Consider the following 12,511-nt stretch of genomic DNA (forward strand, 5'->3'; position numbering starts at 1 on the left):
TAAATCAATTATTTAAGCTAAATCATAAAGTTATTTAAAGATAAAATTAAGAAACATCAATTTTTAGTGGAGATTTTGCCACTTTAACTATTATTAAAGGTATAGATATGCTTAAACAAAGTATCAGTGTGAAGGATCAGTTTGGGGCTCAACACGCTATTCAAGCAACAGTCGATCATCATTTTTCTAAAACACAATCTCATTCCAATATAAAACATATCACTGTAGATGGTGAAGATATTCGTCCCAGTTTTGAAATGTGCTTTCAAAGTACCTTAAGTGGAAAAATTTTCAAAATTGTATAGATCATCCCTAAGTGACTCAGGTTCGTCGCTTTAATGAGAGATAAGCCGAGCTGAATTGAAAGACAATAAAAACTCTAGACGATCCTAATCTGCCCCCGAAGCTTGAATGTTCTTCATCTGATTTGAAAGCTGCTTTTTGAAGACGGTTAGGTTCATGCGTGCTATTGATCTATATCCGACGACCTGGATGAGATCTAGCCCATAATTCCAAAGACCGGATTGAAACTCTTATCAATATCAGTGATTTCGCTCTTTGAGTATTTTCATTGATTTTTATGCAATGCATCTTAGTGTTATTCCGCAGTTTTGCTATAGTAAGAGCAATTTTGGATCAACATCAGGACTATGTTATGTCAGCTACACCACGCATTGGAATCTTGGGTGCAGGCGGTCGTATGGGGCGTATCCTCATTCAGGCTGTGCATGAAGCCAGTTATCAATTGGCAGCTGCAGTAGAACGCCCTGAAAGTACCCTATTAGGCGCAGATGCGGGCGAACTTGCCGGGATTGGCGCAACAGGTGTTAAGGTCGTGGGTAGCCTTACCGATGTAGTCAAAAACTGTGATGTCGTGATTGATTTCACCGCACCGGCAGCAACCGTTAATCATCTGAAAATCTGCCGTGAAGCAGGTGTTGCCATCGTGATTGGTACCACGGGGATGAATGACGAGCAAAAAGCCTACCTAGATGACTCTGCAACTGAAACACCAGTGGTCTATGCGGCGAATTATTCAGTCGGTGTGAACGTATCGATTAAACTGCTTGAACTGGCATCTAAGGTGTTTGGCGATACGGTGGATATCGAAGTGATTGAGGCACATCACCGTCACAAAGTAGATGCGCCATCGGGTACAGCTTTGATGTGGGGTGAGGCGATTGCGGAAACTTTGGGTCGTGACTTAAAAGAAGATGCCGTATATTGCCGTGAAGGTCATACCGGTCCGCGTGAGCGTAAGAGTATTGGCTTCCAGACCATTCGTGGTGGTGACATCGTCGGTGAACATACTGCAATGTTTATTGCCGATGGGGAACGTGTGGAAATTACTCATAAAGCCACCAATCGCATGAACTTTGCTTCTGGTGCGGTACGTGCTGCGGCTTGGGTCGTAGGCCGTGAAGCGCGTAAATATGACATGAAAGACGTGCTCGGTTTTAACGATATTCAGGTTTAAAATCCAGTCAAAATCATTTATAAAAAAGATCTAAAACTAAAATAAGACGAATAATAAAATGCAAAAAATGATTTTCCTGCTCTGTGCAGTGGCGCTTGGTGCCATTGCGCAGGCAAAGCCTGTCGGGACGCCTAAACTCAGTATTGATAAAAATAATATCAAGGTCTGGACCTATCAGAATCAGCAAAACCCGGTCTTTCTGTATAAAGCTGAAACCACCTACCATGCCTCGATTGAAAATGCCGTGTCGCTGATTCTGGATATCGAGCATGCAGTACAATGGGTGCCCTATATGGGCAGCATCAAGGTCTTGTCCCGTGATGATAAAAAAGGCGAATTTACCTTGTATATGGTGCTGGATTTTCCATTTCCCTTAAAAGACCGTGATCTGATTGTGCAGGGCAAGATGATCAAGGAAGCCAATGGCCAGATCACCATCAAGAATAAAGCCATCCAAAGTGGTTATCCTTTAAACCCGGATTATGTGCGTTTAACCGATTATCAGGGCGACTGGACTTTTCAGAAACTGGCCAATAACAAGGTTAAGGTCTCTACCTATGGTTATGCCAATCCGGAAGGTTCCATTCCTTTGACCTTCGTAAATATGTTTGTGCAACAGCAACCTTATCAGATGCTGCAGAAAATGAAGACCGAGCTGGCCAAGCCTTCATCTATTGCGGTCTTGCCTGAAGCTCTACAATAAAAAAGACCCAATTTCTGGGTCTTTTTAACAGCTGAAAATAAGCAGGATTTAAGCTGTAAAATCTGCTTTAAGCACAATCCGGTAACGGGCTTTGCCAGAATGCAGATGTTCAATCGCTTGGTTCAGCTGTGACATCGGGAAGACTTCAATTTGTGGCGCAATGTTTTTACGTGCGGCAAATTGGAGTAACTGACGCAGTGCCGCCGGCGAACCGGTTGGTGAACCAGTAACTGACTTGGCACCACCAATCAGCATGCCCGCCGGAATCTGCATCGGTTCTAAAGGGAGACCGAGCATATGTACTGTACCGTTCGGTGCCAGAGTGGCCAGATAAGCCTGCCAGTTCAAGGTGACATTGACCGTACTCAGCAATAAATCGAACTTGCCACGCTGTGCCTTTAGGGCAGCAACATCACGACTATTCACCACATGATCTGCGCCCATGGCTTTCAGCTCATCGGTCTTGTCCAGATTTGATGTGAAAGCCGTAATCTCACAGCCCCAAGCTTTGAGCAGTTTAATTGCGATATGACCCAGACCCCCAATCCCGATCACGCCAACATGATGAATAGCCTGAATCTGATGTTTCAGGATTGGATCAAATACGGTAATGCCGCCACAGAGCAGAGGGCCGGCACTTTCAGGATCCAGATCTTCAGGCAGAGGAATGACCCATTGCCAGCCAGCACGGACCTTGTCGGCGAAACCACCGGCATGTCCGACAATAGTCGCCACTTGGCCGCCAGTACAGAGTACCTGCTGACCTGAAATACATGGATCACAATACTGGCAGCTTTCCGCCGTCCAGCCAATGCCAACCCGTTGACCCACTTTCAGGCCTTTGGCTTCGCCACCCAGTTGCGTGATGATACCGATAATTTCATGTCCAGCCACGACCGGATAAACGGATGAACCCCAGTCATTATTGAGGACTGAAATATCAGAATGACACAGGCCACAGTATTCTACTTTGACTTCGACCTGATGTGGCTGTAGTTCACCAGCATCGAATTGATAGGGTTCGAGTGCAGCACCTGCTGACATTGCAGCATAAGCGTGGATAATATTATTCGACATAAATTCAGCTCTTCTTTGAATGGGAATATATTGTTTTAAAGTGACAATGATTTTCGTGATCATCGACCATACCGACGGCCTGCATAAAGGCATAGCAAATGGTGGGTCCGACAAATTTAAAACCGGCCTTTTTTAAGGCTTTTGACATGATCTGGCTCTCAATGGTTTGTGCGGGTGCCTGACGATAATCCGCAACATCATTATTCAGTCGTGGTTGTTGGGCAAAAGACCAGAGCCATTGCTCTACATTGATGCCTTGCTGTTGCAGCTTGAGCCATGCTTGGGCATTTTCTCGAATGGCATGCAGTTTGCCACGATGACGGATCAGGCGGGCATCCTTAAGCTTGAGTTCGAGTTGTTGATCTGTAAGTGAGGCAATCGACTGAATGGAATATTGAAAAAAATGTTCACGATACGCTTCACGTTTTCTAAGGATGGTAATCCAAGCTAGACCGGCCTGCTGTCCTTCCAGACACAGCATTTCAAACAGGCGATTTTCATCCAGCAGGGCTTGTCCCCATTCCTGATCATGATAGGTGATATACAGTGGATCATTGGAGCACCAGCCACAGCGTTGCAGAGTCATGCCATGCTCCTTATTTTTATAGTTTTATAATTTAAACACAGCCCATTGATCCTGCTGATTGTCCCAGTACGACAGTTCAGCCTGATCCAGATCGCTAAATTGAATCCACATGTCTTTACCACTTTTGTCGGCATAACCGGTACTGATCAGCAGCGCATCTTCGGTAATTTCCATCACCCAGCCCTGATAGCTTTGACCATTCAGTACGATTTTTTGTTGATTGCCTGATTCAGCAAATTCTACCAGACGATTGATCAACGTTTCTGACATTTAAATATCCTAAAATTAACGTAAATAGGGGTAGGGGTTGACCACACCGCGCCCCTTGCCCTGTAAATAAATACCATAATGCAGATGTGGTGCAGTATGTCGGGCATTACCGCTATTGCCGACATAGCCGATGAGCTGGCCTTTTTTGACAGGATCACCCACTTTCAGGCCGCGTTTATGTCCATCCAGATGTGCATAATAATGCCAGGAACCGCCCGGACCCAGAACCCAGACTACTTTACCACCCAAATTGTTATTGCGTAAATCTGCAATCAGACCTTCTGTGGCACTAAAGACTTTGGTTCCACGTGGAGCCATGATATCAATGCCCTCATGCAAACGTCCGCGACTGCGCGACGCCCCCCAGGTATCCTGTAATTCACGTGCCTGTACACGTGCCACCGGGATGGGCAGTGAAGAAGGCATTCGCTTATTTTGCAGTTTTTGTACCAGTAGCGGATTTAACTGTGCAGAAGAAGGTTGTTTCGGCGTACTGCTACAGGCGGTCAGTAATATGGCAATCAAAGCCACCCAGGTCAAAGCAAGGTATTGGCGCACGCTATTCATCCTTAAATATTGGCAATGCTCATTCTGAGCTGATCGATATGATGCTTTGTTCAGACTATGTCATAGGTTAACGGCAGAGATCAATTTTTTCATTGCTGTCGGCAGACCGCAATCAATGGCTGTCTCTGGACGCATCCAGTTGCTTTGCAGTTCAATCGCCAGATGTTCCTGCTGATCCTGATCCACTGCGAAAACGGTTGCTTCAAGCTGCCAGGTGAAGTGGGTGAAACTATGGCTGATCTGGACTTTTTTGAGGATATTTTTTAGGCCAAGCTGCTGACATTGCTGTTCGAATTCATGGGCATTTTCAATAATTGGCAAACACCAGAGTCCGCCCCACAGGCCACTGTTGGGTCGTTGTTGCCACAGCCATTCATTAGAGGACTGAATCAATAATACTTGTGCTGAGCGCACTGGCACCGGTTTTTTGGCTTTCTTGAATGGTAATTCATTTTCCAGACCTTGCTGATGTGCTTTGCAATGTTGCTGCATCGGACAATATAGGCACAGTGGTTTTTTCGGAGTGCAGACCGTAGCACCGAGATCCATAATCGCCTGGGTATAATCATGATTACGTTCGACCGGACATAATTCTTCAGCCAGTTGCCATAAAGCACGTTCATGAATGGGTTTGGACAGATCATCTTCAATTGCGAAGAAACGCGACAAGACCCGTTTGACATTGCCATCCATGATCACGCCGTATTGGCGTAAACCCAGTGACATTAAGGCACCAGCGGTGGAACGGCCGATCCCCGGCAAGGCAATCCATTGTTCCAGGGTTTGAGGAAACTGCTGCTGTGCTGTCACCATGCCGGCAGCTTTGTGCAGGTTACGGGCACGGGCATAATAGCCCAGTCCTGCCCAGTAAGGCGCGACCTCATCCCAAGACGCTTGACCTAAGTCCTGAACGGTCGGAAAACGCTGAATAAAGCGTTCATAATATTGCAGCACAGTTTTGACCTGGGTTTGTTGCAACATGATTTCAGAGACCCAGACTTTGTAGGGATCATCTGTCACCTGCCAGGGCAAGTCATGACGACCATGCACATCAAACCATTCTAACAGGGCATCTGAAAATACAAACATGGATAAATAGCAACTGAATAAGCAGCAGCCATTATAGCGGAATCGGCAGGCCTGAAATGTGAAAAGTAGATAAAAACTGCGGAGTAGTGTGTATGGATATCGGCTTAATAACACAAACAATAAATGCTCCGAAGAGCATTTATTTTAAAACAGCAAAGATTTAGTCGCTAATCCCCCAACGTTCATCCAGCTTCAATACTTTGTCTTTATAGCGCGGAATAATATGAATATGCAGATGTTCGCCCTTTTCCTGAAACACTTCGCCATCAATAAAACCGACATGGAAACCGGCGGGCTGGTAACGTAAATTGAGCTCATTACGTGCCTGTTCGAGCAAAGACATCAGGCTTTTACGTTCTTTGTCCGTCACTTCAAAAAATGAAGCCACATGCCGGAGTGGAATCACTACACAGTGACCTTCGGATAATGAATTCGGTTCAGGCAGCACCACACCATAATCATTTTTAGCAATGACATCATATTCGTCATAGTTACAGTAAAGGCAGTTGGTTTCAGCCATAGTCAGCATTCTCCTCTGGTAGGATTTATCGTTCTTTTCTTCAATGATTCTTTAAAGTGCTCAGCTTGATTTCAAGTCGAGCACTTATATCTATTTAAGCCAAATGACGTTCCAATAAGGCATACATCGCCGCCAAGCTTTTTTGTTCCGCTTCAGCATTGTAACCAAGATCCACGCCATTGGCTTTGGCCCGTTCGTCGGCGAGCGGGTTGCTAAAGCCATGTTTGGCATCTTCAAAGACAATCACCTCATGCTCGACGTTGGCCGCATGCATTTCTTCACGGAAACTGGCGACATCATCTAAGGTGACCATGCTGTCTAGCTCACCGTGCAAGACTAGAATTTCGGCCTGAACCTGACCTTCTTGAGCCGGTGCTTTGGCAGCAAGTGTCCCGTGGAAGGTGGTCACTGCTTTTAAAGGGGCATTGGCACGCGCCAGATCCAGCACTACTTTACCGCCGTAACAAAAACCGATGGCAGCAAGTTTCTCTGCATTGACTTCATCCTGTGCTGCCAAGGTATTTAAAGCTGCTGTCGCACGATCAACGATGGTGTCCGGATCTTCAAAGGTCTGCATCATCCACTGGTAGGCCTGATCAGAATGGGTGGTCACTTTTTTGTCACCATACATGTCAATTGCCAAGGCCGCATAGCCATGTTCTGCAAGTTCGCGAGCACGCTGTTCGGTATATTCATTACGACCCCACCATTCTGGTGCGACCAGCACACCTGCAAGGGGTGTATCTGTTTCTGGAGCGGCAAAATAGCCAATCAATGCGCTACCATCCGGCGCAGTATAATGAATTTCACGGGTCTTGATTGCTGCCATGCTGACGTCCTCTATTCTTGTTGAACCGTTTAATTAACATATAACATAGCAAAACTGATCTGAATGTGACATGAAAACATTCGATTAATTATGCTTCATCCATATAAAAAAGAGAGGCCGCTATCGCGCCTCTCTGATTGAATATTTAAAAAAACAGTATTGATTACTTCATAATTTCCAGTAATTCCACATCAAAAATTAAGGTACTGTTTGGCTCAATCACATCACCTGAACCAATTTGTCCATAGGCCAGTTCTGCAGGAATGAAGAAGCGGTATTTGGCACCTTCTTTCATCAGTTGCAGGCCTTCAGTCCAACCGGTAATCACTTGGGTGGTACGGAAGACCACAGGCTGATTACGGGCAATTGAACTGTCAAAAACCGTGCCATCAATCAAACGGCCTTCATAATGTACGCGGACATTGCTATCGGCTTTTGGCGATTTGCCTTTGCCTTCCTGAAGAATCTGATATTGCAGGCCAGATTTAGTCGTTTTTATCCCTGCTTTTTTGGCATTTTCTGTCAGAAAAGCCTGACCGATTTTGGTGTTTTCTTCAGCTTTTTGTTTTAATTCAATCAGCTCTTTGGCTTCACTTTGACGTTTAAACTGGGTCAGCACTCGAGCCATGTCTTCTTCAGTTAAAGTGGATTGTTTTCCGGCAGCAGCAGCTTTTAAACCGGCACTGAAAGCATCCAGATCAATCCCTTGCAAAGAGTCGGCATTACTTTTTCCCATCAGATAACCAAAGCTATAACCGACCTGTTCAGCTTCCGGGCTTTTATTGGTCACATCTTTGGCAAGCAGATTGCCAGAACTTAGCAGTAAAACCATCAAGCTTATTTGTATTTTCATATTTATTCTCAAAATAAAGGAGAGCGCATTGCTCTCCTTATTTATAGATTATTTGACTTCAATGAGTTCCACATCAAAAATCAAAGTACTGTGTGGAGGAATCGTCCCTGGCACGCCTTGTTCACCATAACCAAGTTGAGATGGGATATACAGGGTCGCTTTACCGCCTTCTTTCATCAGTTGCAGACCTTCAGTCCAGCCTGGAATCACTTGATTGAGTGGAAACTCAATCGGCTCGCCACGTTCAACCGAACTGTCAAATACAGTACCATCCACCAGTTTGCCGGTGTAATGGACTTTCACGATTGAAGAAGCAGCTGGCTGTTTGCCCGTGCCTTCTTTAGTCACTAGGTATTGCAAACCGGAAGCTGTGGTTTTTACACCCGCTTTTTTGGCATTTTCTGTCAGGAAACTGTCACTCGATGCTTGTGCCTGTTTAGTGCTATCAAGTTGCTTTTGCTGCATTTCTTTCTGGAACTGTTCGTAAGCTGCCTGTAATTCTTCTTCAGTATACGCCGGTTCAGTACGCGCATGTCCTTCACGTACGCCTGTCACAAAGCTATTAATATCGAGTTCAGGTGGGGTTTGATGAGCCACTTCATAACCGAGAGCATAGCTGATTTTAGAAACAGCAGAGGCATCTTTAGATGCTTTAGTCGTTTGAGCAGCTGGGTTTTGAGTTGCATAGTAAACAGGTACTAGCGCGGCACCGCCTAGAAGAACAGCGACAGCAATCGGTAAGGCCTTGCTCATGTATTATTCCAATCTAATGTTATCGTTGAGGTTCATTCCATCTTAGCAGAAAATTTTGAGAAATCTTGCAGAATGGGTGGTTTTTTAGCAAGCAAATATCGCAGTTTGGTAGAGCTTTAAAAAAATAAAAAAACCAGCAATGGCTGGTTTTTTTATTCAAAAAGATCAACTGGTTTTTGTTTTGGTTTTATAGCTATAAGTATAATCATAGCTATAACTACCACCTGCTGAACGCTGGATATCATTCAGGATAAAGCCATTTACGGTACTTCCCGCTTGTTTAAAACGGTTCACTGTCAGTGCCAATTCCTTCATTTGTGTTTTTGCATAGCGGGCCACCACCAGATTGAGTCCGACATATCGGGACACGATGATCGCATCCGTGACCGCCAGGACAGGAGGCGTATCAATTATAATATGATCATAGTGTGGCGTCAGGTGTTGCAGTAATTCCTGAAACCGTACCGAATTGAGAAGTTCGGATGGATTGACTGGATTTTCACCACAGGTGATGACGCTGAGGTTTGCTACATTGGTGCTTTGTACCATCTGTTCCAAGGTAATTTGCTCATTCAGGTATTCAGTTAATCCATATTGATTATCCAAATCAAAATATTTGTGTATATGACCACGACGCAAGTCCGCATCAATGATCAATACGCGTTTATGTTTTTCTGCCATGATGACTGCCAGATTGCTGGAAACAAATGATTTTCCAACTCTAGGCGCTGGACCCGAGATCATAATAATATTGTTTTTGGCCTGAGACAGAGCGAAATGACTTGCTGTCCGGATGCTGCGCAAGCTTTCGATCGCCATATCATCACTATGTTTAAGGGCTAATAAGAAAGGCAGTTTTTTCTTTTTCAGCAGTTTCAGCCCCGGTTTCTGAACAGGGGAGTGTGCAATATTGGCATAGACGGGAAGATCCAGCTGGTATTCTATTTGGCTACTATCTTTCACTCCAGAACGGAACATATTGCGGAATAATGCCACCAGAATTCCCAAGAAAGTACCGAAGCAAAAAGTTAAGAACAGAATTAATGGCTGTTTCTGTTTAATCACGTCAATCGGTTCAAGCGCAGTATCAATAACATGTACATTGCCAATCTCGCCGGCTTTGGCAATTCGCAGTTGTTGGTAGGAATTGACCAAATTGGTATACAGTTGTTGTTTGACTTCGACTTCACGAGACAGTTGTAAATACTGGCGTTGTATTTCTGGAAGATTTTTAAGTGTGGTATTGAGCTCACGAATCTTGCCATTAATCACACGAAGTTGAGCAGTAACTTCTCGCATGGTCGGATGTGCTGCTGCATATTTGGCGCCTATTTCCGCCTGTCTCTGTTCGAGTAGAGCTCGTTGTGTTTCTAAAGTCACACTCTGATTTAAATATAATTCTGACTCCCGGGTGATGTCGACAGTATTATGCTGTTGACGGAATTGGTTAAAGACCCGCTCTGCATCATCCAGCTGTTTTCTTAAATCCGGTAATTGAGCATCCAAGAAAGCGAGGGTCTGAGCAGTTTCTGCCGAACGACGGGTAATATTATTTTGGCTATAAATTGCCAAAATAGTATTCAGAACTTTGGTGATGTGCTGTTTGTCATGACCTTGATAGCGAAGCTGCAAAATCCCGCTAAGTTCGCCTTTTTCTACAATTGAATAATTGGCAAGAATAGAATCAATCGCTGAAGGTAAAGAGAGCTTTTGCACCTGATAACTGCTATCTAGCTGATCCTGAGTAAAGATCGCGATTTTCCAGTCGCCCTGCGCAGTCTTGAATTGTACTGGCTGGTTCAGTGCACCCTTGAAAATAGTTTCTTCTGTCACAGGATTGATCAGACTAAAGCCCTGTTGTTGAAATTGCAGTAGCAGATTTTTATCCAAATAGGTGGCAGGAACTTCAAACTGTCGAATGTCAAAGCTTTTTTGACCCTCTTTAAAGCGCACAGTTTCAGGTTGATATTCGGTTTGATAATTTATTCCTTGAAATAGTCGCTGAACAAAAGTGTCTTCAGTACTGGTAATCTGAAGATCTAAATTTAAGCGATTAATTACTGATTCCAGAATATTGCGTGATTTTAATACCTCAACTTCAGCATTAGATGAAGACATTTGCCCAATGACACTTGAAAGGTTACCCAATAAAGCAGCTGAGGCACCTCTACTTTCTTCGACCTGGACGATGGCATCGACCTTATAATTAATCGCTGCAGTGCGTAAATAGAGCAGGACAGCAAGCACGCTGAGCAAGGCACATACGAGGATAAGTTTCCATTGCGCAAACAAGGAAAATAACACCCCTTTTAGGTCAATCATATTTTCGGTATTGTTATTTTTGTTCATAATTTTGCTTTCTAAAAGTTTAAAAGTGATTTTTCCAGTCGATGACGTCGTGTTGAATTAAATTACAGAACTTCATCAAAGACCTGCTGCCCCTGCAAAAATGAATCCCCAATATGCTGGTTTTATTGTTCCCTCATAAAAAATCTAGTCTGGTAAAACCAGATATTTTTATGATGATCAGGATAAGATTATTTTTATTCAATCTGCTTCATATTTAGTGTTGAACTACATGGAGTTGCAGGCAGATCCCATGCTATTACGTAAAAAATGCTGTCTTGTGATCAGCGCTGAGCATTACTTCAGCCATCTATATTTATAGATTTAATCTACAAATACGGGCAGATCTCGTTAATAAACATTCAGTCATTAATCGATGGTTAATATTTTCAAAACAGCTCCCCAAAATCTTTTTAATATGCATAGCTGAACTACCTGCTAGCGTATAGCTGTACCAGCAACATTTGAAAATGGAAGAATCTGGCTAACCACTCGTTCCCAACGAGTCAGGCCTGTGGCATCTACATAGACAATATCATTGCTGTGCATTTTGAACTTTTTGGCCAAGCCAAAATCTCCAAGATTTTTTAAACTTAAATGATATATTTCAGTCATTTGGTTATTTGAATTGTCACGTAAGACGTAAATGCGACTAGCACTGGCTGAATAGGGATTAATCCCTTCACTTTCACCGAGAACATCCGCGAGAGTCATCCCTTGGTCACGTATGGGTAAGGGGGTATTCGTGCCTGCTTCACCCATGACATAGATTTTCTGATTTTCACGAGGACTGATATACAGGGTGTCATTGGGTTGAATTAACAGCTTATGTAATGAATATCCTGCCTTTTCTAATGCAATTGTATTGAGGTCATAGGCCACACCCTGACGCACCAATTGAATAGAGCTAGAGTTACCTTGCTCGTTAATGCCGCCGGCCAGACCCAGTGCTGTATAAACGCTCACGGGCTGATCAGACAAATAAAACTGCCCAGCTGATTTCACATTACCCACCACTGAATAACGCTGTCCCTGATAAGAAAGTACTCTCACCACCACATCTGGATTGTTTAAATAAGGAATTAATAGTCGGCGTACTTCCCGATTAACCTCCGGAAGGGTTTTCCCTACTGTTTTATAGCGTCCAATTAATGGAAAATGGATATAACCATTTCGGTCAATTTGATAACCATTGGTATTATCAGTTGCTGTTGGAACTGCACTAATTTCCGGGTAGGCCCATAATTGAAAGGATAAAATATCACCTGGATTCAAACGATAATCCTGCATTTCATGCTGAAATAAAGGTGCGTAATGATTCAGGTGTTGACGTTCGTAATGGTGTTGGGAAAACGGGTGGTTTAAATGTCAGCATGCGCGGTATGAAGGCAGAAGACACACTCATTTTAATTGATGGCCGTCGTCAAACGACTGCAACTGA

At 43.9% G+C, this 12,511-nt stretch carries 13 protein-coding genes and 2 pseudogenes; 4 read left to right on the forward strand and 11 right to left on the reverse strand.

Features of this window, described 5'->3' with window-relative positions:
* Positions 1-107 precede the first annotated feature (107 nt).
* From FTV48_RS12915 to FTV48_RS12925, 3 genes are all read left to right on the forward strand, one after another.
* Positions 108-305, forward strand: a complete 198-nt coding sequence (locus tag FTV48_RS12915; RefSeq protein ID WP_004280859.1) for a hypothetical protein — start codon at positions 108-110, stop codon at positions 303-305.
* A gap of 350 nt (positions 306-655) precedes the next feature.
* Positions 656-1,477: a 4-hydroxy-tetrahydrodipicolinate reductase gene (gene dapB / locus FTV48_RS12920; RefSeq protein ID WP_180000597.1), complete on the forward strand. Its 822-nt coding sequence runs from the start codon at positions 656-658 to the stop codon at positions 1,475-1,477.
* 58 nt (positions 1,478-1,535) lie between these two features.
* On the forward strand, positions 1,536-2,180 hold the full coding sequence (locus FTV48_RS12925) for an START domain-containing protein (RefSeq protein ID WP_180000598.1): 645 nt from the start codon (positions 1,536-1,538) through the stop codon (positions 2,178-2,180).
* Between the two features lie 48 nt (positions 2,181-2,228).
* Here FTV48_RS12925 and FTV48_RS12930 read toward each other — a convergent pair whose 3' ends face one another.
* From FTV48_RS12930 to FTV48_RS12980, 11 genes and pseudogenes are all read right to left on the reverse strand, one after another.
* Positions 2,229-3,257 (reverse strand): NAD(P)-dependent alcohol dehydrogenase, encoded by a 1,029-nt coding sequence (locus FTV48_RS12930; protein ID WP_180000599.1) that lies wholly within the window; start codon positions 3,255-3,257, stop codon positions 2,229-2,231.
* A 4-nt stretch (positions 3,258-3,261) separates the two neighbouring features.
* Positions 3,262-3,843: a DNA-3-methyladenine glycosylase I gene (locus tag FTV48_RS12935; RefSeq protein ID WP_180000600.1), complete on the reverse strand. Its 582-nt coding sequence runs from the start codon at positions 3,841-3,843 to the stop codon at positions 3,262-3,264.
* 24 nt (positions 3,844-3,867) lie between these two features.
* On the reverse strand, positions 3,868-4,113 hold the full coding sequence (locus FTV48_RS12940; RefSeq protein WP_074383759.1) for a hypothetical protein: 246 nt from the start codon (positions 4,111-4,113) through the stop codon (positions 3,868-3,870).
* Positions 4,114-4,128: 15 nt separating this feature from the next.
* Complete coding sequence (locus FTV48_RS12945; RefSeq protein ID WP_180000601.1) at positions 4,129-4,671, reverse strand: M23 family metallopeptidase; 543 nt, start codon at positions 4,669-4,671, stop codon at positions 4,129-4,131.
* Positions 4,672-4,740: 69 nt separating this feature from the next.
* Positions 4,741-5,769, reverse strand: coding sequence for an A/G-specific adenine glycosylase (gene mutY / locus FTV48_RS12950; protein WP_100355450.1), 1,029 nt, complete (start codon positions 5,767-5,769; stop codon positions 4,741-4,743).
* A gap of 160 nt (positions 5,770-5,929) precedes the next feature.
* Positions 5,930-6,289 carry an HIT family protein gene (locus FTV48_RS12955; RefSeq protein ID WP_100535474.1) on the reverse strand — a complete coding sequence of 120 codons (360 nt, stop codon included), beginning with the start codon at positions 6,287-6,289 and terminating at the stop codon, positions 5,930-5,932.
* A 94-nt stretch (positions 6,290-6,383) separates the two neighbouring features.
* Complete coding sequence (locus tag FTV48_RS12960; protein WP_180000602.1) at positions 6,384-7,118, reverse strand: dienelactone hydrolase family protein; 735 nt, start codon at positions 7,116-7,118, stop codon at positions 6,384-6,386.
* Positions 7,119-7,281: 163 nt separating this feature from the next.
* On the reverse strand, positions 7,282-7,971 hold the full coding sequence (locus tag FTV48_RS12965) for an FKBP-type peptidyl-prolyl cis-trans isomerase (RefSeq protein WP_005173644.1): 690 nt from the start codon (positions 7,969-7,971) through the stop codon (positions 7,282-7,284).
* Positions 7,972-8,019: 48 nt separating this feature from the next.
* Positions 8,020-8,724 (reverse strand): FKBP-type peptidyl-prolyl cis-trans isomerase, encoded by a 705-nt coding sequence (locus tag FTV48_RS12970; RefSeq protein ID WP_005094756.1) that lies wholly within the window; start codon positions 8,722-8,724, stop codon positions 8,020-8,022.
* A gap of 165 nt (positions 8,725-8,889) precedes the next feature.
* Positions 8,890-11,073: a polysaccharide biosynthesis tyrosine autokinase gene (locus FTV48_RS12975; protein ID WP_180000604.1), complete on the reverse strand. Its 2,184-nt coding sequence runs from the start codon at positions 11,071-11,073 to the stop codon at positions 8,890-8,892.
* A gap of 435 nt (positions 11,074-11,508) precedes the next feature.
* Positions 11,509-12,420 (reverse strand): annotated as a pseudogene (locus FTV48_RS12980) (polysaccharide biosynthesis/export family protein); the annotation flags it as partial.
* On the opposite strand from FTV48_RS12980, the pseudogene FTV48_RS12985 reads away from it, so the two are divergent.
* Positions 12,393-12,511, forward strand: a pseudogene (locus tag FTV48_RS12985) (TonB-dependent receptor plug domain-containing protein); the annotation flags it as partial. The pseudogenes FTV48_RS12980 and FTV48_RS12985 overlap by 28 nt on opposite strands.

This window comes from Acinetobacter sp. YH18001, assembly GCF_013416975.1.
Lineage (GTDB): Bacteria > Pseudomonadota > Gammaproteobacteria > Pseudomonadales > Moraxellaceae > Acinetobacter > Acinetobacter pseudolwoffii.

Excerpts from the sequence above, each read along its gene's own strand:
- FTV48_RS12915 (WP_004280859.1), top strand. The coding sequence starts at position 108 with ATGCTTAAACAAAGTATCAGTGTGAAGGATCAGTTTGGGGCTCAACAC.
- dapB (WP_180000597.1), top strand. The coding sequence starts at position 656 with ATGTCAGCTACACCACGCATTGGAATCTTGGGTGCAGGCGGTCGTATG.
- FTV48_RS12925 (WP_180000598.1), top strand. The coding sequence starts at position 1,536 with ATGCAAAAAATGATTTTCCTGCTCTGTGCAGTGGCGCTTGGTGCCATT.
- FTV48_RS12930 (WP_180000599.1), bottom strand. The coding sequence starts at position 3,257 with ATGTCGAATAATATTATCCACGCTTATGCTGCAATGTCAGCAGGTGCT.
- FTV48_RS12935 (WP_180000600.1), bottom strand. The coding sequence starts at position 3,843 with ATGACTCTGCAACGCTGTGGCTGGTGCTCCAATGATCCACTGTATATC.
- FTV48_RS12940 (WP_074383759.1), bottom strand. The coding sequence starts at position 4,113 with ATGTCAGAAACGTTGATCAATCGTCTGGTAGAATTTGCTGAATCAGGC.
- mutY (WP_100355450.1), bottom strand. The coding sequence starts at position 5,769 with ATGTTTGTATTTTCAGATGCCCTGTTAGAATGGTTTGATGTGCATGGT.
- FTV48_RS12955 (WP_100535474.1), bottom strand. The coding sequence starts at position 6,289 with ATGGCTGAAACCAACTGCCTTTACTGTAACTATGACGAATATGATGTC.
- FTV48_RS12960 (WP_180000602.1), bottom strand. The coding sequence starts at position 7,118 with ATGGCAGCAATCAAGACCCGTGAAATTCATTATACTGCGCCGGATGGT.
- FTV48_RS12965 (WP_005173644.1), bottom strand. The coding sequence starts at position 7,971 with ATGAAAATACAAATAAGCTTGATGGTTTTACTGCTAAGTTCTGGCAAT.
- FTV48_RS12970 (WP_005094756.1), bottom strand. The coding sequence starts at position 8,724 with ATGAGCAAGGCCTTACCGATTGCTGTCGCTGTTCTTCTAGGCGGTGCC.
- FTV48_RS12975 (WP_180000604.1), bottom strand. The coding sequence starts at position 11,073 with ATGAACAAAAATAACAATACCGAAAATATGATTGACCTAAAAGGGGTG.